General features: G+C 70.9%; 28 protein-coding genes and 1 pseudogene. 12 read left to right on the top strand and 17 right to left on the bottom strand.

What is annotated here, in order from left to right:
• Window positions 1-87: 87 nt before the first annotated feature.
• The 4 genes from BJ971_RS29285 to BJ971_RS29270 all read left to right on the top strand — a co-directional run bounded on the left by BJ971_RS29285 (window position 88) and on the right by BJ971_RS29270 (window position 3,798).
• Entirely contained in the window at window positions 88-315 is a 228-nt protein-coding gene (locus BJ971_RS29285) for a helix-turn-helix domain-containing protein (protein ID WP_015620263.1), read from the top strand.
• Window positions 312-1,091, top strand: coding sequence for an enoyl-CoA hydratase/isomerase family protein (locus BJ971_RS29280; protein WP_184996397.1), 780 nt, complete (start codon window positions 312-314; stop codon window positions 1,089-1,091). Before BJ971_RS29285 ends, BJ971_RS29280 begins: the two co-directional genes overlap by 4 nt.
• Before the next feature lie 92 nt (window positions 1,092-1,183).
• Window positions 1,184-3,133 carry an ABC transporter ATP-binding protein gene (locus tag BJ971_RS29275; RefSeq protein ID WP_184996396.1) on the top strand — a complete coding sequence of 650 codons (1,950 nt, stop codon included), beginning with the start codon at window positions 1,184-1,186 and terminating at the stop codon, window positions 3,131-3,133.
• Between the two features lie 269 nt (window positions 3,134-3,402).
• Window positions 3,403-3,798 carry a hypothetical protein gene (locus tag BJ971_RS29270; protein WP_184996395.1) on the top strand — a complete coding sequence of 132 codons (396 nt, stop codon included), beginning with the start codon at window positions 3,403-3,405 and terminating at the stop codon, window positions 3,796-3,798.
• Window positions 3,799-4,823: 1,025 nt separating this feature from the next.
• On the opposite strand, the gene BJ971_RS29265 is transcribed toward BJ971_RS29270, so the two are convergent.
• The 3 genes from BJ971_RS29265 to BJ971_RS29255 are packed head-to-tail and all read right to left on the bottom strand — an operon-like array spanning window position 4,824 to window position 6,884.
• On the bottom strand, window positions 4,824-6,086 hold the full coding sequence (locus BJ971_RS29265; protein WP_239087521.1) for a rod shape-determining protein MreC: 1,263 nt from the start codon (window positions 6,084-6,086) through the stop codon (window positions 4,824-4,826).
• Between the two features lie 10 nt (window positions 6,087-6,096).
• A complete protein-coding gene (locus tag BJ971_RS29260) occupies window positions 6,097-6,618 on the bottom strand; it encodes a SigE family RNA polymerase sigma factor (RefSeq protein ID WP_184996393.1) in 522 nt (173 codons plus the stop codon).
• The gene (locus tag BJ971_RS29255; protein ID WP_184999374.1) at window positions 6,618-6,884 is read right to left on the bottom strand and encodes a hypothetical protein; all 267 of its coding nucleotides are present in this window, start codon (window positions 6,882-6,884) and stop codon (window positions 6,618-6,620) included. Before BJ971_RS29255 ends, BJ971_RS29260 begins: the two co-directional genes overlap by 1 nt.
• Here BJ971_RS29255 and BJ971_RS29250 point away from each other — a divergent pair.
• Together BJ971_RS29250 and BJ971_RS29245 are read left to right on the top strand one after the other, a co-directional pair.
• Window positions 6,883-7,485 (top strand): anaerobic C4-dicarboxylate transporter family protein, encoded by a 603-nt coding sequence (locus BJ971_RS29250; protein WP_184996392.1) that lies wholly within the window; start codon window positions 6,883-6,885, stop codon window positions 7,483-7,485. The two genes, BJ971_RS29255 and BJ971_RS29250, sit on opposite strands and share 2 nt — an antisense overlap.
• 5 nt (window positions 7,486-7,490) lie before the next feature.
• Entirely contained in the window at window positions 7,491-8,273 is a 783-nt protein-coding gene (locus BJ971_RS29245; protein ID WP_203709377.1) for an SDR family NAD(P)-dependent oxidoreductase, read from the top strand.
• A 152-nt stretch (window positions 8,274-8,425) separates the two neighbouring features.
• Here the strand turns inward: BJ971_RS29245 and BJ971_RS29240 are convergent.
• Both BJ971_RS29240 and BJ971_RS29235 read right to left on the bottom strand, forming a co-directional pair.
• Window positions 8,426-9,049: pseudogene (locus BJ971_RS29240) on the bottom strand (cation efflux transmembrane domain-containing protein); the annotation flags it as partial.
• A 14-nt stretch (window positions 9,050-9,063) separates the two neighbouring features.
• On the bottom strand, window positions 9,064-9,423 hold the full coding sequence (locus tag BJ971_RS29235) for an ArsR/SmtB family transcription factor (protein ID WP_184996391.1): 360 nt from the start codon (window positions 9,421-9,423) through the stop codon (window positions 9,064-9,066).
• Between the two features lie 172 nt (window positions 9,424-9,595).
• On the opposite strand from BJ971_RS29235, the gene BJ971_RS29230 reads away from it, so the two are divergent.
• From BJ971_RS29230 to BJ971_RS29215, 3 genes are read left to right on the top strand one after another with little or no spacing between them, the layout of a single operon-like run.
• Window positions 9,596-9,994, top strand: coding sequence for a hypothetical protein (locus BJ971_RS29230; protein WP_184996390.1), 399 nt, complete (start codon window positions 9,596-9,598; stop codon window positions 9,992-9,994).
• A gap of 50 nt (window positions 9,995-10,044) precedes the next feature.
• On the top strand, window positions 10,045-11,526 hold the full coding sequence (locus BJ971_RS42330) for a CG0192-related protein (protein ID WP_203709379.1): 1,482 nt from the start codon (window positions 10,045-10,047) through the stop codon (window positions 11,524-11,526).
• Entirely contained in the window at window positions 11,523-12,215 is a 693-nt protein-coding gene (locus BJ971_RS29215) for a DNA alkylation repair protein (RefSeq protein WP_184996389.1), read from the top strand. Before BJ971_RS42330 ends, BJ971_RS29215 begins: the two co-directional genes overlap by 4 nt.
• 164 nt (window positions 12,216-12,379) lie before the next feature.
• Here BJ971_RS29215 and BJ971_RS29210 read toward each other — a convergent pair whose 3' ends face one another.
• The 4 genes from BJ971_RS29210 to BJ971_RS29195 all read right to left on the bottom strand — a co-directional run bounded on the left by BJ971_RS29210 (window position 12,380) and on the right by BJ971_RS29195 (window position 14,863).
• Window positions 12,380-12,688: a hypothetical protein gene (locus BJ971_RS29210; protein ID WP_184996388.1), complete on the bottom strand. Its 309-nt coding sequence runs from the start codon at window positions 12,686-12,688 to the stop codon at window positions 12,380-12,382.
• Window positions 12,689-12,750: 62 nt separating this feature from the next.
• Window positions 12,751-13,308: a G/U mismatch-specific DNA glycosylase gene (gene mug / locus BJ971_RS29205; protein ID WP_184996387.1), complete on the bottom strand. Its 558-nt coding sequence runs from the start codon at window positions 13,306-13,308 to the stop codon at window positions 12,751-12,753.
• 7 nt (window positions 13,309-13,315) lie between these two features.
• Complete coding sequence (locus BJ971_RS29200; RefSeq protein ID WP_184996386.1) at window positions 13,316-14,071, bottom strand: SDR family oxidoreductase; 756 nt, start codon at window positions 14,069-14,071, stop codon at window positions 13,316-13,318.
• 33 nt (window positions 14,072-14,104) lie between these two features.
• Window positions 14,105-14,863 carry a helix-turn-helix domain-containing protein gene (locus BJ971_RS29195; protein ID WP_184996385.1) on the bottom strand — a complete coding sequence of 253 codons (759 nt, stop codon included), beginning with the start codon at window positions 14,861-14,863 and terminating at the stop codon, window positions 14,105-14,107.
• A 118-nt stretch (window positions 14,864-14,981) separates the two neighbouring features.
• On the opposite strand from BJ971_RS29195, the gene BJ971_RS29190 reads away from it, so the two are divergent.
• Window positions 14,982-15,344 carry a nuclear transport factor 2 family protein gene (locus BJ971_RS29190; RefSeq protein ID WP_184996384.1) on the top strand — a complete coding sequence of 121 codons (363 nt, stop codon included), beginning with the start codon at window positions 14,982-14,984 and terminating at the stop codon, window positions 15,342-15,344.
• A 7-nt stretch (window positions 15,345-15,351) separates the two neighbouring features.
• Here the strand turns inward: BJ971_RS29190 and BJ971_RS29185 are convergent, their stop codons facing one another.
• From BJ971_RS29185 to BJ971_RS29165, 5 genes are all read right to left on the bottom strand, one after another.
• Entirely contained in the window at window positions 15,352-16,092 is a 741-nt protein-coding gene (locus BJ971_RS29185) for an SDR family oxidoreductase (RefSeq protein ID WP_184996383.1), read from the bottom strand.
• A 9-nt stretch (window positions 16,093-16,101) separates the two neighbouring features.
• Entirely contained in the window at window positions 16,102-16,557 is a 456-nt protein-coding gene (locus BJ971_RS29180; RefSeq protein ID WP_184996382.1) for an SCO6045 C-terminal-like domain-containing protein, read from the bottom strand.
• Window positions 16,554-17,372, bottom strand: coding sequence for an MbnB/TglH/ChrH family RiPP precursor modification enzyme (locus BJ971_RS29175; protein ID WP_184996381.1), 819 nt, complete (start codon window positions 17,370-17,372; stop codon window positions 16,554-16,556). Before BJ971_RS29175 ends, BJ971_RS29180 begins: the two co-directional genes overlap by 4 nt.
• On the bottom strand, window positions 17,369-18,304 hold the full coding sequence (locus BJ971_RS29170; RefSeq protein WP_184996380.1) for a TIGR04222 domain-containing membrane protein: 936 nt from the start codon (window positions 18,302-18,304) through the stop codon (window positions 17,369-17,371). Before BJ971_RS29170 ends, BJ971_RS29175 begins: the two co-directional genes overlap by 4 nt.
• Before the next feature lie 63 nt (window positions 18,305-18,367).
• Window positions 18,368-18,946 (bottom strand): TetR/AcrR family transcriptional regulator, encoded by a 579-nt coding sequence (locus tag BJ971_RS29165; protein WP_184996379.1) that lies wholly within the window; start codon window positions 18,944-18,946, stop codon window positions 18,368-18,370.
• A 161-nt stretch (window positions 18,947-19,107) separates the two neighbouring features.
• Here BJ971_RS29165 and BJ971_RS29160 point away from each other — a divergent pair, with 161 nt between their 5' ends.
• Together BJ971_RS29160 and BJ971_RS29155 are read left to right on the top strand one after the other, a co-directional pair.
• Window positions 19,108-19,755 (top strand): HAD family hydrolase, encoded by a 648-nt coding sequence (locus tag BJ971_RS29160; RefSeq protein WP_184996378.1) that lies wholly within the window; start codon window positions 19,108-19,110, stop codon window positions 19,753-19,755.
• A gap of 153 nt (window positions 19,756-19,908) precedes the next feature.
• Entirely contained in the window at window positions 19,909-20,826 is a 918-nt protein-coding gene (locus BJ971_RS29155; protein WP_377885144.1) for a serine protein kinase RIO, read from the top strand.
• A gap of 64 nt (window positions 20,827-20,890) precedes the next feature.
• Here BJ971_RS29155 and BJ971_RS29150 read toward each other — a convergent pair whose 3' ends face one another.
• From BJ971_RS29150 to acnA, 3 genes are all read right to left on the bottom strand, one after another.
• The gene (locus BJ971_RS29150) at window positions 20,891-21,136 is read right to left on the bottom strand and encodes a DUF2630 family protein (protein ID WP_184996377.1); all 246 of its coding nucleotides are present in this window, start codon (window positions 21,134-21,136) and stop codon (window positions 20,891-20,893) included.
• 35 nt (window positions 21,137-21,171) lie between these two features.
• Window positions 21,172-21,915 (bottom strand): winged helix-turn-helix transcriptional regulator, encoded by a 744-nt coding sequence (locus BJ971_RS29145; protein WP_184996376.1) that lies wholly within the window; start codon window positions 21,913-21,915, stop codon window positions 21,172-21,174.
• Between the two features lie 117 nt (window positions 21,916-22,032).
• Window positions 22,033-24,804 carry an aconitate hydratase AcnA gene (gene acnA / locus BJ971_RS29140; RefSeq protein ID WP_184996375.1) on the bottom strand — a complete coding sequence of 924 codons (2,772 nt, stop codon included), beginning with the start codon at window positions 24,802-24,804 and terminating at the stop codon, window positions 22,033-22,035.
• Between the last annotated feature and the right edge of the window lie 165 nt (window positions 24,805-24,969).

Here is a 24,969-nt window from a genome sequence, read left to right as displayed (position 1 = left end):
GCCAAGATACCTAGCGCATGATCGTTGGAGGCGGTCTAATAGGTGGGACCGTATCGAACCGCACAGTCTGGGACGTGAGGATTCAACATGGCAGCCACGGGCACAGCCACCAGCACTGAGAAGGGTCGTCGAATCGTCGGAAGCGAGCGCCAGACGCTCGCCAAAGACCTGGTGAAGCGTTACACGTCCGGGGAGAGCATTCGCGCGTTGGCCGCCTCGACCGGGCGGTCCTACGGATTCGTGCACCGGGTGCTCACCGAGTCGGGCGTTCAGCTTCGCCAGCGCGGCGGCGCCCGTCGTCGCAAGAAGGCGTGACGACCAGTGCATCACCCGGGTCCGACGTAGGCGTTCGGTATGACCAGGACGGGCCGGTCGCAACGGTGACGTTGTGCCGGCCCGATGTGCTCAATGCACAGACTCCGGCCATGTGGTCGGAGCTCGGCAATATATCCCGGAAATTACCGGGAGATGTACGAGTCGTCATTGTCCGCGGCGAAGGACGCGCCTTTTCCGCGGGACTCGACTTGTCGGTAGCCAGGGGTGACGGCGATTCTTCGCTGCCCGTACTGGCCCGGTTGTCTCCGGAAGAGTGTGCCGAACGCATTGCCGGCTTCCAGGAAGCGTTCACCTGGTTACGACGTCCGTCGCTCGTCACCATCGCGGCCGTACAGGGCCACGCTATCGGCGCGGGATTTCAGTTGGCGTTGAACTGCGACTTCCGGGTTCTCGCCGACGACGCGCGCTTCTCGATGGCCGAGGTGACCCTCGGCCTTGTACCGGATCTCGGCGGGACCAAGCGCCTGGCGGAACTCGTCGGGGTGTCCCGGGCGCTGGAGATCTGCGTGACCGGCCGACGGATCTCGGCGCAAGAGGCGGACCGGATCGGTCTGGCCACCGCCGTCGTGCCCGTCGCCGACCTGGCGGGCGCGGTCACCGACCTGGCCGCAGCCACGCTGGCCGGCGACGCCGGCGCCGTCGCGGAGATCAAGGCCCTGCTCGCCGGAGCGCCACAGCGCTCGTACGCCGAGCAGGACCGGGCCGAGCGGGAGGCGCAGACCCGCCGCCTGCGCGACCTGATCGGCAGCGAGTAAGGACCCAACAGGAAGAAACCGGTTACCTCTCGGGTTGTCATACCCAGCGGGCACACTGTTGCCTGCGGTTCAAGACGCCCGGGAGGTGACACATGGGCCCGATGTCCAGCGGCTCCAGCTGGATGATGCTGCGCTCGATCCAGAATTCCGAGCGTGTGTCGAAACACCAGCTCAGCAGGGGCACGACCCGGCGCATCCTACAGTTCGCGCGCCCATACCGGCGCGACATCGTGGTCTTCCTGATCACCGTCGTGTTCGCGGCCGGCATCGGCGTCGCGACCCCGGTGCTGGCCGGCCACGTGGTAAACGCGATCACCGCCGGCGGCCCCGACGCGGCGGCCACGGTGATCAAGATCGCCTTCACCATCGCGGGCCTCGCGGTCGTCGACGCGTTCCTGTCACTGGCCCAGCGGTGGTATTCGGCGCGCATCGGTGAGGGCATCATCCTCGACCTGCGCACCCAGGTCTACGACCACGTCCAGCGCATGCCGCTCCAGTTCTTCACCCGGACACAGACCGGCGCGCTGGTCAGCCGGCTCAACAACGACGTCACCGGCGCGCAGCGCGCGTTCACCTCGACGCTGTCCGGCGTGGTCAGCAACGTGATCCAGCTCGTGCTCACCGCGGCCGTGATGTTCAGCCTCTCCTGGCAGATCACCGTGCTCTCGCTGGTGCTCCTCCCGGTGTTCGTCATCCCCGCGCGCCGGGTCGGCAAGAAGCTCGCCGAGATCACCCGCGAGTCCTACAACCTTGACGCGAAGATGAACGCGACGATGACCGAGCGCTTCAACGTCTCCGGCGCCCTGCTGGTCAAGCTCTTCGGCCGGCCCGGCGCCGAGGCGGCTCGCTTCGGCGAGCGCGCCAAGCGGGTCCGCGACATCGGCGTCGAGCAGGCGATGTACTCCCGCACCTTCTTCGTCGCGATGCTGCTCGTCGCCTCGCTCGCGCAGGCACTGACCTACGGGCTCGGCGGCTGGCTCGCGGTCACCGGCAGCGTCACCGCCGGCACCGTGGTCACCCTGGCACTGCTGCTCACCCGCCTGTACGGCCCGCTGACCGCGCTGAGCAACGTGCGCGTCGACGTGATGAGCGCGCTGGTCTCCTTCGACCGGGTCTTCGAGGTCCTTGACCTGAAGCCGGGCATCGAGGAGAAGCCCGGCGCGGTGGCGATCCCGGCCGGCGCGGGCCTCGTCGAGTTCCGCGACGTGCACTTCCGCTACCCGAGCGCCGACCAGGTCTCGCTGGCGACGCTGGAGGACGTGGTCGCGCTCGATCGCACGGAGAACACGCCGGTGCTGCGCGGCGTCGACTTCACCGTCGAGCCCGGGCAGATGGTCGCGCTGGTCGGCCCGTCCGGCGCCGGCAAGTCGACCACCTCGATGCTGGTCTCCCGGGTCTACGACGTGACCGAGGGCGCGGTCCGCGTCGGCGGCGTCGACGTCCGCGACGCCACGCTGGACTCGCTGCGGGACACCATCGGCGTCGTCACCCAGGACTCACACCTGTTCCACGAGACGATCGCGGAGAACCTGCGCTACGCCCGGCCCGAGGCGACCGAGGAGGAGATGTGGGCGGCGCTGAGCGGCGCACAGGTCGCCGACCTGGTCCGCTCGCTGCCCGAGGGCCTGGACACGATGGTGGGTGAGCGCGGCTACCGCTTCTCGGGCGGCGAGAAGCAGCGCCTCGCGATCGCCCGGCTGCTGCTCAAGCAGCCCTCGATCGTGATCCTCGACGAGGCGACGGCCCACCTCGACAGCGAGTCGGAGGCCGCCGTCCAGCGCGCGCTGTCGGTCGCCCTCGAGGGCCGGACGGCCCTGGTCATCGCCCACCGCCTGTCGACGGTCCGCGACGCCGACCAGATCCTGGTCCTCGACGCCGGCCGCATCGTCGAACGCGGCCGCCACACCGACCTGGTCACGGCCGGCGGCCTCTACGCCGAGCTCTACCGCACCCAGTTCGCGGTCGCGGACAGCCCCGCCGTCCCTTACCTGGCCGAGCCCGAACCGATCATCGTCACCGCCTCCCACCCGATCGAGCCCTGACCCGGGGCGCCGGCCTCTCAACCTGTCGCCTCGGCGACGAACGGTGCAGCACCGTCGACTTCCCAACCGCGTTCGTCGACCGGGCAGGCGAACTAGCCGCGGTCTCCTTCGCGGCCGCACCGTTCCATGTCGGCCATTCCGGCACCGCCGAGGTGCGTCTGGTAGCGGGGAGGTGCACCGACGAAAGCCGGGCGGGCACCGAGCACCTGCTGCGGATCTATCCCAATGGCCTGCGAGGCGTCCCGAAGGGTCTGGTTGACTTGCATCGGATGTACGAACTCGCCCACACCCCGCAATTCGCGGCGACCCACCGCCGCCGACGTTTGGTGCGGCGGCGCCTCGACTGGCGCGTGGGCCTGTCATCCTCGATCAGCGGCGGCCAGGGACCGATTTTCTGGGGGCGTCTGGCCTCCTTCAGTCGCCTGCCTGATCGAGTGCCGACCAGGCAGAAGCCGCACTGCCCGTTCAACGGCTACGCCACTGCGGCGATGAGCGATCGCAAGCTGACCGACTCGGTCGGGATCACGTTCCAGCCCGCTCTGCAGGACCTATTCACTTCATCGGGGTACAGCGGCAGGATCAACGAGGCCGTGGCAGAAGCCCTTGCCGTGTCGGCCCTACCCGGGTCGCCCAGCACAACGAACGCCGAGATCACCGCGGGGTAAGAGCGAGACGCATCCGGTGACCTACGCGTGTCTCGACCATGACCGCAGGAGAGGCCGCAGCGACAGCTTCTGCCGGCTGCCCGAATCGCTGCTTTGCGTCGTGAGCAACGGACTTGGCATGAGGACAGGGTCGATGCTCAGACCGGGCAGGGTCGAATAGTCTACGCCACGGCGGTCAAGGCGCTTGGCAGTAGCGTAGATGGCTGGACCGGTGTAGGGATTGCCTTGACAGGCTGCGGAGGTGATATTTGATCACCCAAGACCATTGGAATGGCATTTCAACGTTCCCGATAATCCGAGAATTGAGGAACTAAAGGATCGCATACTCGCGTCGGCATCTTTTACCGATGGCGCCGGTCTGGCGTGGAGGAGGCTTAACCGCGATGAGCCAACCCGCGTGGCCGTTGGGCGGCCTCCCGGCCTTTAAAGTGCCTGCGGGTGGATTAGCCAGGGCGGTGGCTCGGTGACAAGGACCAGAGTTCCCGGCACCGGATTGTCGCTCATCTCAACGAGGTACTCGCCATGCGTCAGAGGAGAGATCTCTGGGGTGGAGCGCGCCCGTTGAACCTCCCCCACGGGTAGGAAGTCGCCTTCGGATTAGGTGGATCCCTGTGGCTTATGGCCTCCAAGCTCGACAAGGCGCGCCACGACTCTCGTCGCGCCTTTACAAGGAGCGGACTGGCGGCTGCGGGAACAACCTCCGCCGGCCTCGGCACCGGTATGAGGTCCGCGCACTGACATGCCGGTCCGAGCGCTCGGGGCTGCCGCTGCTACGACCGCGGGACTGCTGATGTTGGTCGGTCCGGCTCAGGCGGCACCTGCGGCGCCGACGGCCGCCGATCAGTCGATCATCGAGGCGAACAACGCCGCAGTGCGGGCCTCTCTGCCGCCGAACGTGACCATGAAGGTGATTGGGGAGCTTCACTCAGACGTACGTCGACGGTAAGGGTCAGGTCCGGTATCCCTGATCATTGATTCCAGCGTTCAGAACGCGCGGAGGCGACTCGCCTCCGCGCGTTCTGGCGTTAGCGGGGGCCCACAGTGAACGGCGTCATTATGAACACCTTCTCCAGGTGGGATAGGTCCGCCGTCGGCGTGAGTTCTACCGTGCTTGCGTCCACCGCCTTTTCGGCGGACGCTCGCCCGATCGTGACAGCGCCCACCTGATTGTTTTCCTGGGATGGATCCGGCATCAAGACACGGTTACCCTGGAAGACCTCGCCACCTGCCGGAATGCGCTCCATGACCAGCTTCTGTCCGGTCCCACGCCCGGAACCCGGCACATTACTGATATTGGTGTAGACCTCGCCGGCGAATCCGGTACTGGTGACCAAGTCGACAGTGGCTTCGCCGCGAGCGGCATCGACTGCGGTGACGCGTCCAACCAGACCCTCGGCTACGACAGCGAGCTGCCCCTGCCGCACCGCCTGGCCCTTCGGGAACACCACGACCATCTGCTGGCCGGTCCTGCTGACCACCTCGGCGGGTACAGCCCGCGCGTCGCCGTCGGCGCCGTCCTCGCCTGGTTCCTCGAACACCTTTGTCGCTTTGGCGAAGGGTAGTTTCGCTGTGATGAAACCGGCGATGGCGGTCGTCTGCGCAGTCGCAGCGAGCGGGAGGCTCTTTACAGCGAGGCGACTGGTGGGTGCGTCGGGTGTCCCTATCATTTGTTCGTCGATCGCAGTGCTTGATACCCGCACCGCGGTAACGCCTGGCATGACGACGGCGATGGCGTAGGTACCCCAGGGATCCGTGCTGAGGGTTCCCGCCGGCCCGGTCAACCGAGGACTGACCAGACTGATCACCTTGGTGTTCACCGGGTCGGGCGACGGCCGATCGGCCCGCAACCGCAAGGCATCCGCCGCGCTCACATCACTTGTGAAGAACGCCAACCGTGCCGCGCCCTGCTTGTCGTAGCCCTGAAGCACGACCACCGAGTGCAGGAGTCGATCCCGCGTCGCCACCAGAGTTCGAACGCCAGAGTGCGGACCTGTCGAGGCGGTCCGGTCCCAGGTATCAGTTGCCTCACGCACCAGGGCGGCGTCAACGTCGCCCACAGAGGACCAGCCCAGGAACGGGCCGTCCGGGGTCGCCGCGGCAAGTTGCGGCGTGGACCCGACGCCGACCACTCGAAACATCGTCACCAGCAACGCCACGCACACCGCGGCCGCCGCTCCGGTGGCGATACGCCGCCGTCCACGAAGCCGGCGTGCCCGCCGCATGACTCCGTCTTCGTAGCCCTCGATGGGTATCACCGGCTCGGCCAGCTCGATCAGACCGTCGCGCAACTCTGTCGGGCTATGCATATCGCACCTCGTGTTCGGCCACAGTGTCGACCTCGACCCACCGCTTGCGCAGTGTCTGCAGGCCCCTTGACGAAAGACTCTTGACCGTGCCGACCGAACAGCCCAGCGCGTGCGACGCTTCCTGCTCGGACAGGTCCTCATAGAAGCGCAGAACGACCGCAGCACGCTGGCGTGCCGGTAGCCCTTCCAGTGCTCGGCGTAGCCAGTCTCGCTGCTCCACCCCTACGTACTCGTCCCGCGCTCGACTCTCCACCAGGCGACCCAGGGGCTGCTCCCACCAGGACCGGCGCCGCCGCGAGGTCACATAGGTATTGACCAGAATTCGCTGCACGTAGCGATCGATACCTTCCGCGCCTTGCAGCCGAGGCCACGCCACTACCGTCTTGGCCAACGCCGTCTGGACCAGGTCCTCGGCCTTCCCTCGATCGCCGCACAGCAGATAGGCGGTCCGAAGCAACGGTCCGTAACGCGCCCGGACGAAGGCCGTAACCTCCTCGTCCTCACGATCGCGCATCAGCCCCCCGCATCCTTGATCTCAACTTCACGAGTACTGCTTACGCCCTGGAGCACGGTAAAGGTTGCCGTGATCCGAGGACTTCCTACATCGACGATCTTGATCTGTGACCGTCTCCGCCGGAGGGCGGCCAGGGCGAAGAAAGACACGGCGATGCCGCGCAATGCCGGCCGCTCCCTGGCTTCGGGCACGCGGGACCGGAACTGCCAGATCACCCCCAGGGCGCTGGAGACCTCGACGAAGGAGTCCAGGCCGAAGCCGAGCATGCTGCGGCAGCCGGTAGAACATCTGCCGCCCGACCGCCCGGCCCTCGACCAGGCCGCAATCGCGCAGGCCGGGGACCGGGTCGCCCGTCGCGGATGTTCCGGCTCCCGGTCCGGCGTTCGTACGATTCGTCGACTGACATGGGTTGATGTCTGGTTCCGCGAGGGCTGGGAGGTTCGAGTGGATGCTGCGTTGATCGTCGCGCAGGGGATCGTCGCGATCCTTCTCGGTGTACGCATGGGCGGCATCGGTCTCGGCCTCTGGGGCCTGGTGGGCCTCGCGGTCCTGGTGTTCGTCTTCGGGCGGGCACCCGCCGACCTCGTCGATGGGCGGCCTGGTGGAGGCGGCGACCTGGACCATCGCCATCACCTGCGCGGCGAGTCCGGCTTCGACATCAGCCCCTGCCGGGCGCGGCCGGAATCAGGCGAGCCGGTGATGCTCGCCTACGTCGGGCGGCCGGGAGCGCCGGGATACGGCCTAGCGACCGCCTACACCGGGCTGGACTTCTCGTCAGTACACCTTCCAGCAGCGTCTTCTTCGCGCCCGGCAAAGGCGGTTCCCTGGATGACGTCACCGCCGGCCTGGACCCCGACAAGGACGTGAGCGGCATGGCTGAGAAGAAGGTTCTCCTCGTGACCGGTGCGAGCCGGGGCATGGGAGTGGACATCGCGAAAGCCGCCCTGGCCGCCGGGTACGCGGTGGTCGCGACCGGCCGCGATCCGGAGCAGGTCGAGAAGGCGGTCGGCAACGCCGACGATCTGCTGACCGTGCGGCTCGACGTGACCGATGCGGACAGCGCGCAGGCCGCGGTGCGGGCGGCGGTCGACCGGCTCGGCCGTATCGATGTGCTTGTCAACAACGCGGGCAACTTCATCGCCGGGTTCTTCGAGGAGATCGCCCCCGAGGCCTTCCGGCCGCAGGTGGAGACGAACCTGTTCGGCCCGCTGAACGTCACCCGGGCCGCGCTGCCGGTGATGCGTGCTCAGCGCTCCGGGCTGGTCGTGTCGATCTCCTCGGTCGCCGGCTTCCTGGGTGCGGAGTTCACCTCGGCGTACGCGGCGGCGAAGTTCGGCCTGGAAGGCTGGATGGAGTCCCTGGCGCCGGAGGTCGCGCCGTACGGGATCCGGACGATGATCGTCGAGCCGGGCTTCTTCCGCACCGACCTGCTCACCCCGGAGTCGACCAGTTACGCCGAGGCGAGCATCGAGGACTACGCCGAGCGCGCCGAGCAGACCGTCACCGCGTGGAGCGGCGTGAGCGGCTTGCAAGGTGGCGACCGGCCAAGCTCGCGGCCGCGCTCGTACAGCTCGTCAACTCGGCCGAACCGCCGGCGCGCTGGGCGGCCGGCGCCGACGCGGTCGGCGCCGACGCGGTCGGCGCCCTGGAGATGAAGGCGAAGGCCTTGCTGGAGCAGGCCGGCGCGCACCGGGAGCTGTCGTCGGCGCTCGCCTACAACGACCAGCGACACCGCTGAACCCGACTCCGCAGCCGTCGCTGTCCAGGTGCTGCCGTGGCGCGGCGTTGTGGTGGTGGGGATGGTCTATGGGGTGCAGTCGTCGCAGTGGTCGCCCTGCCACGCCGCTATGCCTTCGCGGACGGCGATCGCGGCGATGAGCAGTGCGGCGACCGGGTCCGCCCACCACCAGCCGAGGGTTGTGTTCAGCAGCAGGCCGGCCAGCACGATCGCCGACAGGTAGGTGCACAACATCGTCTGCATGCTGTCGGCCACGACGGTCGCCGAGCCGAGTTCGCGGCCGGTGCGCCGTTTCGCGTAGACCAGCAGCGGCATGACGACCACGGACGCGGCGGCGATGGCGATGCCGGCCGGGGAGGCGTCCGGTCGTTCCCCGCCGGCCAGCGCGGTGACGGCGTCGAAGGAGATCCAGGCGGCCAGGGCGAGGAACGACACGGCGATGCCGCGCAGCGCGAGCCGTTCCCGGGCCTCGGGGACGCGGGACCGGAACTGCCAGATCACCACGAGGGCGCTGGAGACCTCGACGAAGGAGTCAAGGCCGAAGCCGAGCAGCGCGGTCGACGACGCGGCGGCGCCCGCGGTGACCGCGACGACGCCTTCGAGCAGGTTGTAGCCGGCGGTCGCGTACGCCAGGCGCAGGCTGCGCCGGTTCAGCGTCAGGCGCCGGTCGGCGCTCATGGTCGTGGCGGCCATCCAGGTCGGCCGGCTCACGAGGCGCCGTGCCCGTACACGGGGCACAGGTCGACGGCGTTGCCCGTCGCGGTCAGCAGCTCCTCCGCGGCGCCCAGCAGGGTGAGCAACCGCGGCTGCGCCAGCCGGTAGAACATCTGCCGCCCGACCGCCCGGCCCTCGACCAGGCCGCAGTCGCGCAGGCAGGCCACGTGCGCCGACACCGTCGACTGCGCCAGCCCGAGCGTCCGCGTCAGGTCAACGATCCGGCGCTCGCCCAGCGCCAGCTCCCGCACGATCGTCAGCCGCGTCTCGTCGCCAAGGCTGCGGAACAACGCCGCCGCCGGCGACAGGCCGGGCCTGCATCCGGGATCGTGAGTCTCCGTTGTCATCGCCATCTGGCGATAATAAGGCCTCGTGCGGGTGAATGTCCGGCCGGGCGGCAGAACGCCGCACCGCCGGGGAGTCGGCGGTGCGGCATGCGCCGATACTCTCGGCACTCCTGGTGTCACGGTCATTGACATGCGGTGATCGCAACGGGGGAGCGGGGCCGCGGTGAGGTAAACGACGATGATGGACGTGATCGTGGCCGCGTTGGCGGCCGGGGCGAGCGCGGGGGTGTCGGGTTCCGCCGGTGAGGCGGTCGGCGACGGCTATCGGCTGTTGAAGGCGCTGATCTGGCGCCGGTTCACCGGCCGGCAGGACGCCCGGCGCGCGCTGGACGCCGACGAGACCGAACCGGGTGTGTGGCGGGCCCGCATCGGACCGGACCTGGTGGACTCCGGCGCCGCCGAGGACGAGCAGATCCTGGCCGCGGCCCGGGAGCTGCTGGCCGCGGCCGCACCGGACCGGGCGGCCCGGTTCGCCGTCACGGTGGACACCAACGAGGGCGCGATCGGCGAGTTCCACGACACGGTGATCTTCGATCGGCGTACGCAGCTCCCCCCGATCCCGCCGGCAGCCGGGTAGCGGCGACGACTGCCGGCGCGACCACCGCGCCCGAGCCGGCCGCCCGGGACGTGTACGGGGCGGCCGGGATCTTCCACGGCCCGGTCACCGTCGGCGGGCGTTCCCCGGTGGCGTGGCCGCTGCGGGTGGGTGTGGTGCCCCCGCCGGCGGCCGGACGGCAGGCCCGGCCGGCCGATGAGGAGCTGGTCGCCGCCGCCCGCGACCACTACCAGCGGCTGTGCGCCACCAGCATCGCGGTGCTCGGCCCCGACCACCGCGACACCCTGACCTGCCGCCTGCACCTCGCAAACGGACAGGGCCAGGCCGGGGACGTCGGCGGCGCGGCGACCGCGTTCGAGCACCTGCTCGCCGACTGTCTGCGGGTCCTCGGCCCCGACCGGCCCGAAACCCTGGCCGCCCGCCACAACCTCGCCTTCTGGCGGGCCGCGGCCGGGGACCCGGCCGGCGCCGCGGACGCGTTCGAGCAGGTGCTCACCGACCGGTTGCGGCTCCTCGGCTCCGACGACCCCGACACCCTGAACGCCCGTCACAACATCGCCTTCTGGCGGGGTGAGGCGGGCGATGCCGCCGGTGCCGCGGACGCGTTCGAGCTGCTGCTCCCCGACTACGTGCGGGTCCTCGGCGCGGACCACCCCGACACCCTGCTCACCCGCGGCAACCTCGCCCGGCGGCGGGGCGAGGCCGGCGCCGTCGCCGCGTTCGAGCTGTTGCTCGCCGACTATGTGCGGGTCCTCGGCCCCGACCACCCCGACACCCTGAGCGCCCGCCACAACCTCGCCGGGTTGCGGGGCGACGCGGGGGATGCCGTCGGCGCCGTGGCCGCGCTGGAGCTGTTACTGGCCGACTGCCTGCGGGTCTTCGGCCCCGACCACCCCGACACCCGGACCTGTCGCGGCAGCCTCGCCCGGCGGCAGGCCGACGCGGGCTCCGACCGACCACGCCGCACGGCCGAAAGCGTTCACTATGATCCGCGCATGGCTCTGCTGTATCGCGCTGAACTGAAGCCGTCCAAGCTTGAACTCGTCGCGGCCTGGCTGCCCGGCCGTCCCTGGTTCGAGGGTCCGGCGACGGCGGCGATCGAGCGCGTCGCCGCGTACCGCTTCGATGACCCGGCGGGTGAGGTCGGCATCGAGACGCTGCTCGTCCGGTTCGGTGACGGGCCGATCCACCAGGTTCCGCTGACCTACCGGGGCGCGCCCCTCGACGACGGCGGCGACTGGCTGGTCGGCACGATGGAGCACAGCGTGCTCGGCCGGCGCTGGGTCTACGACGCGCTCGGTGACCCGGTCTATCTCGCGGCCCTGGCGGGCGCCTTCGCCGGCGAGCCGCAGGCCGAGGAGTTCATCGAGGTCGACGGGGAGCTGGAGCTGCGGGCGCCCTCCATGGCGATCACCGGCAGCGGCGCCGTTCCCGAGGGCCGCGCGGCGACGGTGGTCCGCCGCCTCGGCGACGACGCCACGGCGGCCGGTGCCACGTTGACCGGGACCTGGGACGGCCGGACGGCCCCGACGCTGCTGGCGTACGCCGAATGACCGGGACCGTCGCCGAGGTGATGGCCGAGCTCGCCGCGCTGGAGGACCCGAAGGCGCGCGCGGTGAACGAGAAGCACGGCGACGATCACGGCGTGAACCTCGGCAAGCTGCGCGCGCTCGCGAAGGAGCTCAAGACGCGCCAGGACCTCGCGGTGGAGCTCTGGGCGACCGGCGACACCGCGGCGAGGCTGCTCGCGATGCTGATCTGCCGGCCCCGGGCGTTCGGGCGCGACGAGCTGGACGGCATGCTGCGCGAGTCGCGCACCCCCAAGGTGCACGACTGGCTCGTGAACTACGTGGTGAAGAAGAACCCGCACGCCGAGGAGCTGCGGGTGGCCTGGTTCGCCGACCCGGATCCGGTGGTCGCGAGCGCCGGCTGGGCGCTGACCACCGAGCGCGTGGCGAAGAAGCCCGAGGGGCTCGACCTCGCGGGCCTGCTCGACGTCATCGAGGCGCGGATGCGCGACGCACCGGAGCGCCTGCAATGGGCGATGAACCACTGCCTGGCGCAGATCGGGATCGAGCACCCCGGGTACCGGGCCCGCGCGCTCGACATCGGCGAGCGCCTCGAGGTGCTCAAGGACTACCCGACGCCGCCGAACTGCACCTCCCCGTTCGCGCCCGTCTGGATCACCGAGATGGTGCGCCGCAAGTCGGCGAACGCCGAAGCCAGGCCGTCGACCGTGTAGTGCGCGTTCAGGCCGCTCGACGTGGATTACCTCAGGCGCTCTTGTCGCCGTCAGGCCAGTCGGGTAGTCCCAATGGGGTCGATACGTGAACCTGTTCTCCTTGGCATAGCCGCTGCGCACCGCCGACAAGTGCGACTCGCGAGATTCCTGACAGAAAGCCGGTTTCAGGACCTATTCGCCCGCGCGGTGATGCGGTTGTAGATCAGCCGCCCGAGCCGATAGACCAGGCGGGCCGGCACGGCCACGATCGCCAGTGCCACCTTGACTACTCGGTCCAGCACCGGTTCGACCACGCGGTCCACGGCCCGGTCGATCCGGCGTTCGATCGCGCTGTGGACGAGAGCGAAAGGCAGGAAAACAAGATATATCCCGCAAGTCGCGAAGCCGGCTAGGAGATGGACCCAGATTGGGACACCGCCGATCTCCTGCTGGAGGAACGATGGCTGCGGTGCGCGGGGTAGGTGAGGTTGCACGGGACCACTGTAGGGAGCCCTGTCATATCGACTCGAAGGACTGTGGTGAGCTCGACGAAGTCCTACTCGTCCGTGGTCTCTCGTAGATCGCGAAACGCATCGGCAAGCCGGGGTGTAGTCCACCGAGCGTTCAGGCCGCTCGGGTTCGGCAGCACCCAGACCGGGACGCCGGCGATCGACTCGTCCTGTGGTCCCATCCGCGCCTTCGGCCGGGCGAACGCCGCCCGGTACGCGGTCACGCCCAGCACCGCCAGGTAGCGCGGCCGCCACCGGGCCACCAGGTCCGCCAGCAGCAGGCCGCCCTCGACCAGCTCCGCGGGGGACAGCTCGTCCGCCCGGGCCGTCGCGCGGGCGACCACGTTCGTGATGCCCAGGCCCTCGGACGGCAGCGACCACTGCTCGGACGGGTGCAGGAGCCGCCGGGTGAACCCGGAGCGGTGCAGCGCCGGCCAGAACCGGTTTCCCGGGCGGGCGAAGTGGTGACCGGTCGCCGCCGAGTACAGGCTCGGGTTGATGCCGGAGAAGAGGACCCGCAGGTCCGGGCCGACCAGATCCGGAATGGTGCGGTCGGCGGCGGCCGCGACCTCGGCGGGGGTCGGCCGGTGCGGAACGGACGGCATCGGCGGGCTACAGCGTCCGGAGCGCGCCGCCGTCGACGGGCACGGTCAGGCCGGTCAGGTAGCCGGCCGCCGGCGACAGCACGAACGCCGCCACCCGTCCGAACTCCTCCGGCGCGCCGAGTCGCCCGAGGGGAATGGACGCGGCCGCCTCGGCCGCCGCGGCGTCGGCGTCCCCGGTGGCCTCGAAGAGCTCGCGGTTGCGGTCGGTCATCACCCGCCCGGGCAGCAGGCTGACCACCCGTACGCCGCGGGGGCCGAACTCGTCCGCCATGTCCTTCGCGACGCCGGCCAGACCGGGGCGCAGCCCGTTGGACAGGCCCAGGCCGGGGATCGGGGTCCGCGTAGAGGTGGACAGCACCACCGCGATCGCGCCGCCCTCGCCCAGCTCGGCCGCGAACGTGCGCATCGCGCGTACCGATCCGAGGAAGACCGTCTCGAACGCGCCGCGCCACTGGTCGTCGGTGAGCTGCGCGGCCGTGCCGCGGTCCGGGCCACCCACCGAGACGAGGGCGCCGTCCAGGCGCCCGAAGCGGGCCCGCGCGGTGCGGACCAGGAGCTCCGGCGTCGCGGGATCGGTGAGGTCCGCGGCAACCCCGGCGGCGCCGTCGCCCAGCTCGGCGACGGCGGCCTCGACGCTCTCCGCCGAGCGGGAGGAGATGACGACCTTGGCGCCGTCGGCGACCAGCGATCGCGCGGTGGCGAAGCCGAGGCCCTTCGAGGCTCCGGTGAGGACGTAGACGCGATCGGCGAGCCCGAGATCCATGACGCCGATACTGCCACCCCGGCGGCCGGGCCGTCATCGGGCGCGCAGGAACTCCGCCGTCTCCGGGTCGGCCGGCAGGAACGACTCGACGGCGAGTTCGGCGAGGGTGACGTCGAGCGGGGTGCCGAACATCGAGGTGAAGCTGAAGAACGACAGCTCACGGTCGGCCGCCGCGAAGCGCAGCGGCACGGCCAGGCCGTCGGGCTCCGCGGCGGCCAGGCCGCCGGGCAGGGCCAGCAGCTCGTCGTGCAGCGACCGCAGCACCGGGTCGCCGGTGGTCTGCGCCTGCCGGTCCAGCCGGTGCAGCACGTGTGCGCGCCACTGCGCCAGGTTCAGGATCCGTGGCGCCATCCCGTCCGGGTGCAGCGAGAGCCGCAGCACGTTCACGGGCGGCTCCAGCAGCTCGGGGGCCGCCCCGGCGGTCAGCAGGGCGATCGCCGCGTTGCCGTCGATCATGGTCCAGTGCCGGTCGACGAGCACCGCCGGGCAGGGCTCGTGCCCGGACAGCACCGCGCGCAGCGACGTCAGCACGGCGGCCAGGCCCGGGCCGCCGAGGTCACCCTCGGGATAGGCCGGCGCGTAGCCGCCGGCCAGCAGCAGCGCGTTCCGGGCCCGCAACGGTACGGCCAGCTCCTCGGCCAACCGCAGGATCATCTCCCGCGTCGGCCGGGAGCGGCCGGTCTCCACGAAGGACAGGTGCCGCGCGGACACACCGGCCTGGCCGGCTAGGGCGAGCTGGCTCAGCCGCCGGTCGCCACGCCAGCGCCGCAGCAGCGCGCCAACCTCGCTCATGCCCCGATCGTAGGCAGCCCGTCGCCGCGCGCCGATTACCCGGGAGGTAATCGACCCGGCTACCCGTACCGGGCGACGGTGGTCCGGCAAACCTCACCGACCTGTAAGGGAGATCGCCATGAGCAAGCTTGCGGTGGAGCGGTACCTGGCCGCCTGGAACGCGGAGCCGGCCGAGCGCAGTGCGCGGATCGAGGAGGCGTTCACGGCCGACGTCCGGTACGTCGATCCGTTCGCCGCGGTCGAGGGGCACGGCGCGCTGGGGCACCTGATCGGCGTGGCGCAGGACCGGTTCCCCGGCCTGGTCTTCACGCCCGGCGGCCCGGTGGACGCGCACCACGACCAGGCGCGTTTTACCTGGCACCTGGGCCCGGCCGGCGGGGAGCCGCTGGTGGTGGGCTTCGACGTCGCGGAGTTCGGCCCGGACGGCCGCATCCGAACGGTCCTGGGCTTCATCGACCGGGCGCCGGCGATGCCGGGCTGAGCACCGCTCAGTCGATGGTGTGGCCGCCGTTGACCGTGATGCGCTCGCCGGTGATGAAGCGGGCGCCGTCGGAGGCCAGGAACGCCACCACGTCGGCGATCTCCGCGGGCGTGCCCATCCGGCCCAGCGGCACGGCCCGCCGGTACTCCTCCAGGTACCGCGGTGGGACCTGCGCGTGGCGCTCCACCGGGATCCAGCCCGGCGCGACCAGGTTCACCGTGATGCCCCACGGCCCCAGCTCCCGGGCCCAGGTCCGGGTCAGGGAGATCTGGGCGCCCTTCGCCGCGTTGTAGGCCGACATGCCCGGCGCGGCCCGTTCGAACGCGTCCGATCCGATCTGGATGATCCGGCCGCCGCCGCGGGCCCGCATGCCCGGTGCCACCGCCCGCATGAGCAGGGTCGGGCTCTTCACGAAGAACGTGAGCTGGTCGAGGTGGTCCTGCCAGGTCACGTCGATGGCGTCGATAAGCGGCTGCGGGCCGGTCGCGTTCGGGATGAGCACCGCGACCGGCCCCAGCTCGGCCTCGACCGCCGCCACCAGCGCGGACACGTCCCGCTCGTCGGTGACGTCGGCCCGGAAGGCGGCCGCGCGTCCGCCCGCGTCCCTGATGTCCGCGACGACCCGCTCGGCGTCCTCGGGGTCGGGCAGGTAGTTGACCGCGACGGGCCGGCCGTCCGCGGCAAGCCGCCGGGCGATGTGCGCGCCGAGCCCGCGGGACGCGCCGGTGACGAGCACGGAGCCGTCCACGCGGCGCGGCTACCGGTGCGGTCCGGCGGCGGGGCGGCGCAGCACGCGTACCCGGCCGGCGAACTGGACGACGAGCGAGCCGGCGGCGCCGCGCACGGCCGGCGCCCGCCGGGTGCGCGGCGCCGACACTCCGTCGTAGGACATCAGCGCCTCGCGGGTCGCCAGCTCGGCGCCCGCCGGGGCCGGCAGCTCGCCGGCCGCGCGCAGGTCGCGGGCCAGGTCCCAGCCGTCGCGCAGCGAGCCCCGCGTCGGCCGGGCCGCGGCCCACGCCGACCACCGGCGCGGCCAGCCGCGGCCGAACGCCGCGGCCAGCTCCGGCCAGTGCCGCGCGACCTCACCGGCGCGCTTTCTGAGCAGCGCGACCCGGGCCGCCTCGACCAGCCGGCCGTCGAATCCCGGCGGTACGGCGGCACCGGCCGTCAGCGCGGCCACCAGCTCCGCCTGCCGCCGCTCCAGCGACGTCATGTCACGGCGGGGTAGCCGGAGGCGGCCGCGATGGCGTCCAGTTCGCGGCGCAGCTCGGCCGCCGCCGGGTAGTCGCCGTCGCGTTCGAGCATCAGCGCGGGCGGCCGGTGCCGCTCGCACAGCGCCGTGACCAGGTCGAGGACCGGCTGGGGCACCGCGTCGGTGTGCGTGTCGTGGTAGATGCCGTCGTGCTCGGCGCCGCCCGCCACGTGCACGTACGCGACCCGTTCCAGCGGCAGCCGGTCGAACAGGTCGGCCGGCTCGGTGCCCCGGTTGCGGGCGTTCGCGTAGACGTTCGCCACGTCGAGCAGCAGCAGGGCGTCGGTGCGCTCCAGGATCTCGGTCAGGAACGCGCCCTCGTCCATCTCGTCGTCGGGCCAGTCGAAGAGCGCGGCGATCGGCTCGAGCGCGATCGGCACGGACAGCTCGGCCTGGGTGCGCCGGACGTTGGCGACCACCGCGTCGACGGCCTCGCGGCTGCGCGGGACCGGCAACAGGTGTCCGGCCTCCACGCCGCCGGCCCGGACGAACGCGATGTGCTCGCTGACCAGCGGCGCGGCCAGGCGCTCGGCCACCGCGGCGAGGTGTGCGACGCGGGCCGGCTCGACCGGCTCCGCGCCGCCCAGCGACAGCTTCACCCCGTGCGGCACGACGGCGACGCCGCGGTCGAGCAGCTCGGCCAGGCCGGGCGGCAGGTCGCCGTGCGCGTGCACCGACTCGGCGACCACCTCGGCGAAGCCCAGGCCCGGCAGCTCGGCGACGAAGCCGGAGATCTCGGGCCGCCAGCCGATGCCCACCCCGTACGAGGTGGTCACCCGCCGCACCCGCCCCCGCCGCACCCGCCTCCGCCGCCGCAGGAGCTGCCGCCGCCGCACGAGCTGCCGCCCGAGTCTCCGCCGCTGCTGCTGCCTCCGCAGGAATAGGACGAGCCGTTCGCGCCGGCGGTGGAGTTGATCCGCTGGATCTCCGCCTCGGAGGCGAACGCCGGGTCCATCGTGTAGAGCGACGCCGCGCCGAACAGCGCCACGCCCATCCCGGCGCCGGTGGCGCCGTAGGTCGCGTAGGACGGGGACATCCGCGGCGACAGGTACTCGTGCTTGCGGCGCAGCGCGGTCATGCCCTTGTCGGCGACCCGGGTGGCCCGCCGCCGGCTCCTGCGCAGCATCGAGATCGACAGGATGACCGCGAGCGCGATGGCGAAGACGAGGAAGAGGACGGGCTTGTCGTTCTGCACGCCGTCGACCAGCCGGGCCACGCCGAGCAGCACGAGGGCCGCGCCGGCCAGCGCCCAGAGCCGGGCCACCTTCGCCTGGGCGGGCGGCACCGCGAGGCCCTGCGCCTCGAGCGCCTCGCGCTGTTGGCGCAGCGCCGCGACGACCCACTCGTCGCCGATGACGTCCCGGGCCCGGATGCCCCGCCCGGCCGCGTTGTAGATCGCCGAGTCCAGCGCGGTGGCGCCGGCCGGCAGCGGCCCGGCCTGGCGCAGGGTCTTGCCGGAGTTGCTGGCGATCGCCTCGGCGCCGCGCAGCCCGCCGAGCGCGGCGTAGACGGCGAGCCGGTCGCCGCCGTTGAGGTACGCGACCTGCTGCGGGTTGAGCCGCTCGACGTGCGCGCCGCGGTTGCCCGCGAAGAGGATCCGCCGGTGGATCGCCGCCAGGATCGCGACGGCCACCACGACGGAGACGTAGAAGATCAGAAAGCTCGGTCCGGTGATGCCCCAGGTGTTGCCCTGCGCTGCGAGATTCATGTCCGACCTCCCGAGCTCGCGCGGTTTCAGGGCCTCATTGTGCAGGTCACCGCAAACCCCCGGTCACCGGCGCCGGACGGCTTCCTCCACGACGTCGAGCACCCGGCCCAGCTCGCCCGCGGGGCGGCCGGTGGCCAGGTGCAGGACCATGCCGTCATACGCCAGCTCCAGGAACTGGGTGAGGACCTCGACCGGCACGTCGTCGCGGAGCACGCCGGCCTCGCGCTGGCGCTCCAGGCGCTCGCGGGTGGCCTCGGCGATGGCGGCCGAGCGCTCGGCCCAGCGCTTGGCGAACTCGGGGTCGGTACGCAGCCGCCGGGAGACCTCCAGCTGGGTGCCGAGCCAGCCGGCGGTGTCGCCGTCGCTGGAGCGGGCCTGTCCGAGCAGGTCACGCATGACCTGGACCAGACCGTCGCGGGCGACGGTCTCCACCATGGCGGCGGCGTCGTCCTCGGCGACCGCGAGGAAGAGCGAGTCCTTATCGCGAAAATGATGGAAAATCGCGCCCCGCGAGAGGCTGGTGGCCTCCTCGAGCCGGCGCACGGTGGCGCCCTCGTAGCCGAAGCGGGCGAAGCACCCCCGCGCCGCGGCGAGGATCTCGTGGCGGCGGGCGTCGAGCTGGTCCTGGCTTACCCTGGGCACGCTGAGATCGTGTCATGGACCTTCGGGCCCTTGCAATCCGTACGTACGGCTTGCCAGAGTCCGGGATTCACTCTCGCATGGCGCGAAAACAGCCATCCGGGCGAATCTTTGTTAACACTCTTGGACTGTCGGCTCCGGAATCACTCACGTACAGTGCGCGGGTGCCTCTCGTCTTCCTTGCCCTGGACGACACCCTGCTCGATCGCAGCGGGGCGTTCCGGCTGTGGGCGAAAGGCTTCCTCGACGAGATCTCGGCGCCGCACGAGGACCTCGAGTGGCTACTGTCCGTGGACGCCGACGGGCTTACCTCGCGCTGGGACCTCGCGGACCTGATCCGCGACCGCTACCAGCTGCAAATCCCCTCGATCGACCTGCTCGAGGAGCTGCACGAGGGCCCGCTGGCGTACGAGCGGCTCGACCCGCTCGTGGCCTGTGCGCTGCGGATCGCCGGTGATTCCGGGTGGGTGCCGGTGGTGGTCACCAACGGCCCGCACGAGCAGCAGGAGAGCCGGATCCGGCGTACCGGGCTGGACCGCTATGTCGCCGACTGGGTGATTTCGGAGCAGGCCGGGGTGAGCAAGCCCAATCCGCGCATTTTCGCGCTGGCCGCCCAGCGGGTCCGGATGCGCCTCGGCGGCGCCTGGATCGTCGGCGACAGCCCGGAGGCCGACATCGGCGGTGCCGCCGCGATGGGGCTGCCCAGCGTCTGGCTGCACCGCGGCCGGGACTGGATCGACAACCGGTTCGCGCCGACCCGGGTGGTCGGCAACGTGATCCAGGGGCTGTCCGCCGTGATGGCGGCCCGATAAATCGGTTGCGCCGTCCGGGGTCGCCCGGAAGAGTGCACCGCGTACGTGCTCCGCAGGATTCCTAGAAGAGAAGGGGGTGGACCTCATGGCTGTCGTTGTCCTTCGCCATGCCCAGGTTCTTGTTCTTTCTTTCTCTTCCGAGGAGACCCTCCAGTGCGAGAGCACGACTCTTTCGGCCCGGCCACCATGCGCCGCGGCCGCCGTAAGTTCGACGACGACGAAGCCGACTTCGTAAAGCGGGGCCGGCTCGAGCCGGCCCTTTCCGAGGACCCCGACCTGCCCGAGACCGGCGACCGCTGGTCGACGTGGGACGGTGCGCTGCACGGCCCGCTGCCGCGACCCGACTGGGTCCGCACCGAGCACGGGGCCGTCGACACCGAGCTGGGCATCCTCAAGACCGGCAAAGAGGCGGACGTGCACCTCGTGCGCCGTGCCGTGCCCGGCACCGACCGGGTCGCCGTGCTCGCGGCCAAGCGCTACCGCGACGGCGACCACCGGCTCTTCCACCGCGACGCGGGCTACCTGGAGGGGCGGCGGGTGCGCCGGTCCCGCGAGATGCGGGCCATGACCAACCGGACCGCGTTCGGCAAGGAGCTCATCGCCGGGCAGTGGGCGGCGGCCGAGTTCGGCGCGCTGTCGCGGCTCTGGCAGGTCGGCCAGGAGGGCGGCACGATCTCGGTGCCGTACCCGGTGCAGCTGATCGGCACCGAGCTGATGCTGGAGTTCATCGGCGACTGGGAGACCGGGGAGGCCGCGCCGCGGCTCGCGCAGGTGCGCACGGACCACGACGGTCTCGAGGACCTGTGGAGTCAGATGACCGAGGCGCTCAGCGTGCTGGCGCGTACCCAGATCGCGCACGGCGACCTGTCGCCGTACAACACGCTGGTGCACCAGGGCCGCCTGGTGATCATCGACATGCCGCAGATCGTCGACCTCATCGCCAACCCGCAGGGCGGCGAGTTCCTGGCCCGCGACGTGCGCAACGTGGCCGGCTGGTTCACCGCGCGCGGCCTGAGGGTCGACGCGGACGGCCTCATCGAGCGGCTGTGCTACGAGGCGGGGCTGCTGTGAGGCGCCGCGCCAGGCGTCCCGGACCGCGGCCGCCGGATACCCGCCGGCCGCGGCCGGGGCGGCGTCACTGGAGGTAGCCCTCTACCTCGGTGATGCTGTGCGCCTGCTCGGTGTCCGGGTCGTTGCCCTGATCGCGCGCGGCCCGGCGCCGGCGCAGGAGGTCCCAGCACTGGTCCAGTGCGACCTCCAGCTCTCGGAGCCGGACCTGCTCCTCGTCGCTGCTGATCTCGCCGCGGCCGAGCTGCCCGCGTAGCTTGTGCTCCTCGTCGACCAAGCCGCTGATCCAGCTCAGCACCGTCTTGTCATCCATGACTCAGAGCCTCGCATATTCCCGGGCGTGCACGCCTACAGCTCCAGGGCGACCCGGGGCGCGACGACCTCCCATTCGGTGGCCGGCATGAGATCGGTCGGGCGCGGCGCGAGGACCAGCTTGTAGCCGACCTGCCGGACGGTGCCGATCATCGACTCGTACTCGGAGCCGAGCTTGGCCCGCAGCCGCCGCACGTGCACGTCTACGGTGCGGTGGCCGCCGAAGTAGTCGAAGCCCCACACCTCGCGCAGCAACTGGTCGCGGCTGAACACCCGGCCCGGGTGCTGGGCCAGGAACTTCAGCAGCTCGAACTCCTTGTAGGTGAGGTCGAGCTGGCGACCCTTGAGCCGCGCGGAGTAGGTGTGCGGGTCGATCACGAGCTCACCGGCGTTGACCAGGCCGCTGGTGGCGCCCGCGGCGCCGCCGGACACCCGCGCCGCCGCCAGCCGCAGCCGGGCCTCGACCTCGGCCGGCCCGGCGCCGGTGAGCAGCACGTCGTCCAGTCCCCAGTCGGCGGCCATGGCGATCAGCCCGGCCTCCTCGACGACGGCGAGCAGCGGCACCCGCAGCCCCGTCGTGCGCAGCAGGCGGCACAGGTCGCGGGCGTCGAGCAGGTCACGCCGCGCGTCGACGAGCACGACATCGGGGTCGGCGCCGGACAGCAGGGCCTGTACGTCGTAGGTGCCGACCCGAAGGGAGTACCGCAGCAGATCGAGCGCCGGCAGGGCTCGATCCTCCGCGGCAGCGCCGGGACGGGTGGCCAGCAGCAGGATCTCCATTGCCACAGCGTGCAACACCCATGTTTCCAGCAGCTTTCCGGCAGCTCACAGGCGTGGGAACGGCGCGATGCCCCGCCGCCCGGGTGGGCGACGGGGCATCGGCTCAGGCGTACTTCGTCAGCTCGCGAGCATCTTGCGCAGCACGTACTGGAGGATGCCGCCGTGGCGGTAGTAGTCCGCCTCGCCCGGCGTGTCGATCCGGACGTCGGCGTCGAACTCCACGCCGGTGTCGGTGCGGACCTTCACCGTCGACGGGATGCCGCCCTCGTTGAGCGCCTCCACCCCGGTGATCGAGAAGGTCTCGGTGCCGGTGAGCCCGAGCGACTCCGCGTTCGTCTTCGGCGGGAACTGGAGCGGCAGCACGCCCATGCCGATCAGGTTCGAGCGGTGGATGCGCTCGTAGGACTCGGCGATGACCGCGCGCACGCCCAGCAGCATGGTGCCCTTCGCCGCCCAGTCGCGCGACGAGCCGGAGCCGTACTCCTTGCCGGCCAGGATGACCAGCGGGACGCCGGCCTCCTTGTAGGCGACCGAGGCGTCGTAGATGCTGGTCTGCTCGCCGGTGAGGTGGTTGACGGTGAAGCCGCCCTCCACGCCCGGTACGAGCTGGTTGCGCAGCCGGATGTTCGCGAACGTGCCGCGGATCATCACCTCGTGGTTGCCGCGGCGCGAGCCGTACGAGTTGAACTCGTGCCGGGGCACGCCGTGCTCGGCGAGGTACTTGCCCGCGGGGGAGTCCGCCTTGATCGAGCTGGCCGGCGAGATGTGGTCGGTGGTGACCGAGTCGCCGAGCTTCGCCAGCACCCGCGCGCGGGCGATGTCGACGACCGGCGACGGCTGCGCGGCCATGCCCTCGAAGTAAGGGGGCTTGCGCACGTAGGTCGAGTCCTCGGCCCACTCGAACGTCTTGCCCTCCGGCGTCGGCAGCGACTGCCACTGCTCGTCGCCGGCGAAGACGTCGGCGTAGGCGGCGCTGAAGCCGTCGGCGCCGATCGCCTGCGCGATGACGTCGTCGATCTCCTTGGCGGACGGCCAGACGTCGGCCAGGAAGACCGGCTTGCCGTCGGAGCCGGTGCCGAGCGGCTCGGTGGTGATGTCGATGTCCATCGAGCCGGCCAGGGCGTACGCGACGACGAGCGGCGGGGACGCCAGGTAGTTCATCTTGACGTCCGGGTTGATCCGGCCCTCGAAGTTGCGGTTGCCGGACAGGACGGACACCGCGGTGAGGTCGGCCTCGTTGACCGCGGCGGAGACCTCCTCGGGCAGCGGGCCCGAGTTGCCGATGCAGGTGGTGCAGCCGTAGCCGACCAGGTTGAAGCCGATCTTGTCCAGGTACGGCGTCAGGCCGGACCGGTCGTAGTAGTCGGAGACGACCTTGGAGCCCGGCGCGAGGGTGGTCTTGACCCACGGCTTGCGGGTCAGGCCCTTCTCGACCGCCTTCTTGGCGAGCAGGGCGGCACCGATCATGACCTGCGGGTTCGAGGTGTTGGTGCAGGACGTGATGGCGGCGATGACGACCGCGCCGTGGTCCAGCTCGTACTCGACGCCGTCGTCGCCCTTGACCACGGTGGGCTTTGAAATCCGGCCCTTCGCGCCGTTCGCGGCGCTGAAGAGGACCGGCTTGTCGGCCTCGTCGTCGACGCCGTTGGCGGGCGAGTCGGACGCCGGGAACGACTCCTCGCCGGACTCGTCGATGTGGCCGTGCGGCGCGGCGTAGTTCGGCAGGGCCTCGCGGAACGCCGCCTTCGCCTCGCTCAGCAGCACCCGGTCCTGCGGGCGCTTCGGGCCGGCCAGCGACGGAACGATCGTCGACAGGTCGAGCTCGAGCTTCTCGGAGAAGTTCGGCTCGGCGTTCGGGTCGAGCCACAGGCCCTGGCGCTTCGCGTACGCCTCGACGAGCGCGACCTGCTGCTCGGTGCGGCCGGTGAGCTGGAGGTACTTGATCGTCTCTTCGTCGATCGGGAAGATCGCGGCGGTCGAGCCGTACTCCGGCGACATGTTGCCGATGGTGGCGCGGTTGGCCAGCGGAACGGCGCTGACGCCGGGGCCGTAGAACTCGACGAACTTGCTGACCACGCCGTGCTGGCGGAGCATCTCGGTGATCGTCAGCACCAGGTCGGTCGCGGTGGTGCCGGCCGGCATCTCGCCGTGCAGCTTGAAGCCGACGACCCGCGGGATCAGCATGCTGACCGGCTGGCCCAGCATCGCGGCCTCGGCCTCGATGCCGCCGACGCCCCAGCCCAGCACGCCGAGGCCGTTGACCATCGTGGTGTGCGAGTCGGTGCCGACGACGGTGTCCGGGTACGCCTGGCCGTTGCGCTCCATGATCGTGCGGGCCAGGTACTCGATGTTGACCTGGTGCACGATGCCGGTGCCCGGCGGGACGACCTTGAACTCGTTGAACGCGGTCTGGCCCCAGCGCAGGAACTGGTAGCGCTCGCGGTTGCGCTGGTACTCCAGCTCGACGTTGCGGGCGAAGGCGTCCTCGCGGCCGAACAGGTCGGCGATCACCGAGTGGTCGATGACCAGCTCGGCGGGGGCGAGGGGGTTGACCTTCGTCGGGTCGCCGCCCAGCTCCTTGACGGCCTCACGCATGGTGGCGAGGTCGACGACGCAGGGGACGCCGGTGAAGTCCTGCATCAGCACCCGGGCCGGGGTGAACTGGATCTCCACGCTCGGGTCGGCGGTGGGATCCCAGCCGCCGAGCGCCCGGATGTGGTCGGCGGTGATGTTCGCGCCGTCCTCCGTGCGGAGCAGGTTCTCCAGCAGGATCTTCAAGGAGTACGGCAGGCGGTCATGCCCGTCGACCTTGTCGATCGTGAAAATCTCGTAGCTCGCGTCTGCGACGCGTAGCTCGCTCTTCGCACCAAAGGTGTCGAGGCTGGCCACGTCATCTCCTTCACACCCAGCGACTGTGAGTAGTACTCATCAGTCTGTCGCACCGGTGACGGGCGCCCGCCGGTTAGGTTGACCTAACTCAGGGTTCACGTCTTCCGTAAACCGTACGTCCGTCTTGTTATTCAGTGCAACCCGGGTACCGGCGCGCCGAAATCG

The organism is Amorphoplanes digitatis (assembly GCF_014205335.1).
In the GTDB taxonomy this organism is placed as follows: domain Bacteria; phylum Actinomycetota; class Actinomycetes; order Mycobacteriales; family Micromonosporaceae; genus Actinoplanes; species Actinoplanes digitatus.
This window is presented reverse-complemented; position numbering and strand designations above follow the sequence as displayed.

What these genes read in the sequence shown, in the direction of transcription:
- BJ971_RS29230 (WP_184996390.1), top strand. Translation starts at nt 9,596, where the DNA reads ATGATGGACGTGATCGTGGCCGCGTTGGCGGCCGGGGCGAGCGCGGGG.
- BJ971_RS29255 (WP_184999374.1), bottom strand. Translation starts at nt 6,884, where the DNA reads ATGCTCGGCTTCGGCCTGGACTCCTTCGTCGAGGTCTCCAGCGCCCTG.
- BJ971_RS29200 (WP_184996386.1), bottom strand. Translation starts at nt 14,071, where the DNA reads ATGGATCTCGGGCTCGCCGATCGCGTCTACGTCCTCACCGGAGCCTCG.
- BJ971_RS29235 (WP_184996391.1), bottom strand. Translation starts at nt 9,423, where the DNA reads ATGGCGATGACAACGGAGACTCACGATCCCGGATGCAGGCCCGGCCTG.
- BJ971_RS29275 (WP_184996396.1), top strand. Translation starts at nt 1,184, where the DNA reads ATGGGCCCGATGTCCAGCGGCTCCAGCTGGATGATGCTGCGCTCGATC.
- BJ971_RS29250 (WP_184996392.1), top strand. Translation starts at nt 6,883, where the DNA reads ATGCTGCGGCAGCCGGTAGAACATCTGCCGCCCGACCGCCCGGCCCTC.
- BJ971_RS29170 (WP_184996380.1), bottom strand. Translation starts at nt 18,304, where the DNA reads ATGAATCTCGCAGCGCAGGGCAACACCTGGGGCATCACCGGACCGAGC.
- BJ971_RS29180 (WP_184996382.1), bottom strand. Translation starts at nt 16,557, where the DNA reads ATGACGTCGCTGGAGCGGCGGCAGGCGGAGCTGGTGGCCGCGCTGACG.
- BJ971_RS29270 (WP_184996395.1), top strand. Translation starts at nt 3,403, where the DNA reads ATGTACGAACTCGCCCACACCCCGCAATTCGCGGCGACCCACCGCCGC.
- BJ971_RS29260 (WP_184996393.1), bottom strand. Translation starts at nt 6,618, where the DNA reads ATGCGCGATCGTGAGGACGAGGAGGTTACGGCCTTCGTCCGGGCGCGT.
- BJ971_RS29145 (WP_184996376.1), bottom strand. Translation starts at nt 21,915, where the DNA reads ATGGAGATCCTGCTGCTGGCCACCCGTCCCGGCGCTGCCGCGGAGGAT.
- BJ971_RS29215 (WP_184996389.1), top strand. Translation starts at nt 11,523, where the DNA reads ATGACCGGGACCGTCGCCGAGGTGATGGCCGAGCTCGCCGCGCTGGAG.
- BJ971_RS29150 (WP_184996377.1), bottom strand. Translation starts at nt 21,136, where the DNA reads ATGGATGACAAGACGGTGCTGAGCTGGATCAGCGGCTTGGTCGACGAG.
- BJ971_RS29195 (WP_184996385.1), bottom strand. Translation starts at nt 14,863, where the DNA reads ATGAGCGAGGTTGGCGCGCTGCTGCGGCGCTGGCGTGGCGACCGGCGG.
- BJ971_RS29285 (WP_015620263.1), top strand. Translation starts at nt 88, where the DNA reads ATGGCAGCCACGGGCACAGCCACCAGCACTGAGAAGGGTCGTCGAATC.
- mug (WP_184996387.1), bottom strand. Translation starts at nt 13,308, where the DNA reads ATGCCGTCCGTTCCGCACCGGCCGACCCCCGCCGAGGTCGCGGCCGCC.
- BJ971_RS29245 (WP_203709377.1), top strand. Translation starts at nt 7,491, where the DNA reads ATGGCTGAGAAGAAGGTTCTCCTCGTGACCGGTGCGAGCCGGGGCATG.
- BJ971_RS29190 (WP_184996384.1), top strand. Translation starts at nt 14,982, where the DNA reads ATGAGCAAGCTTGCGGTGGAGCGGTACCTGGCCGCCTGGAACGCGGAG.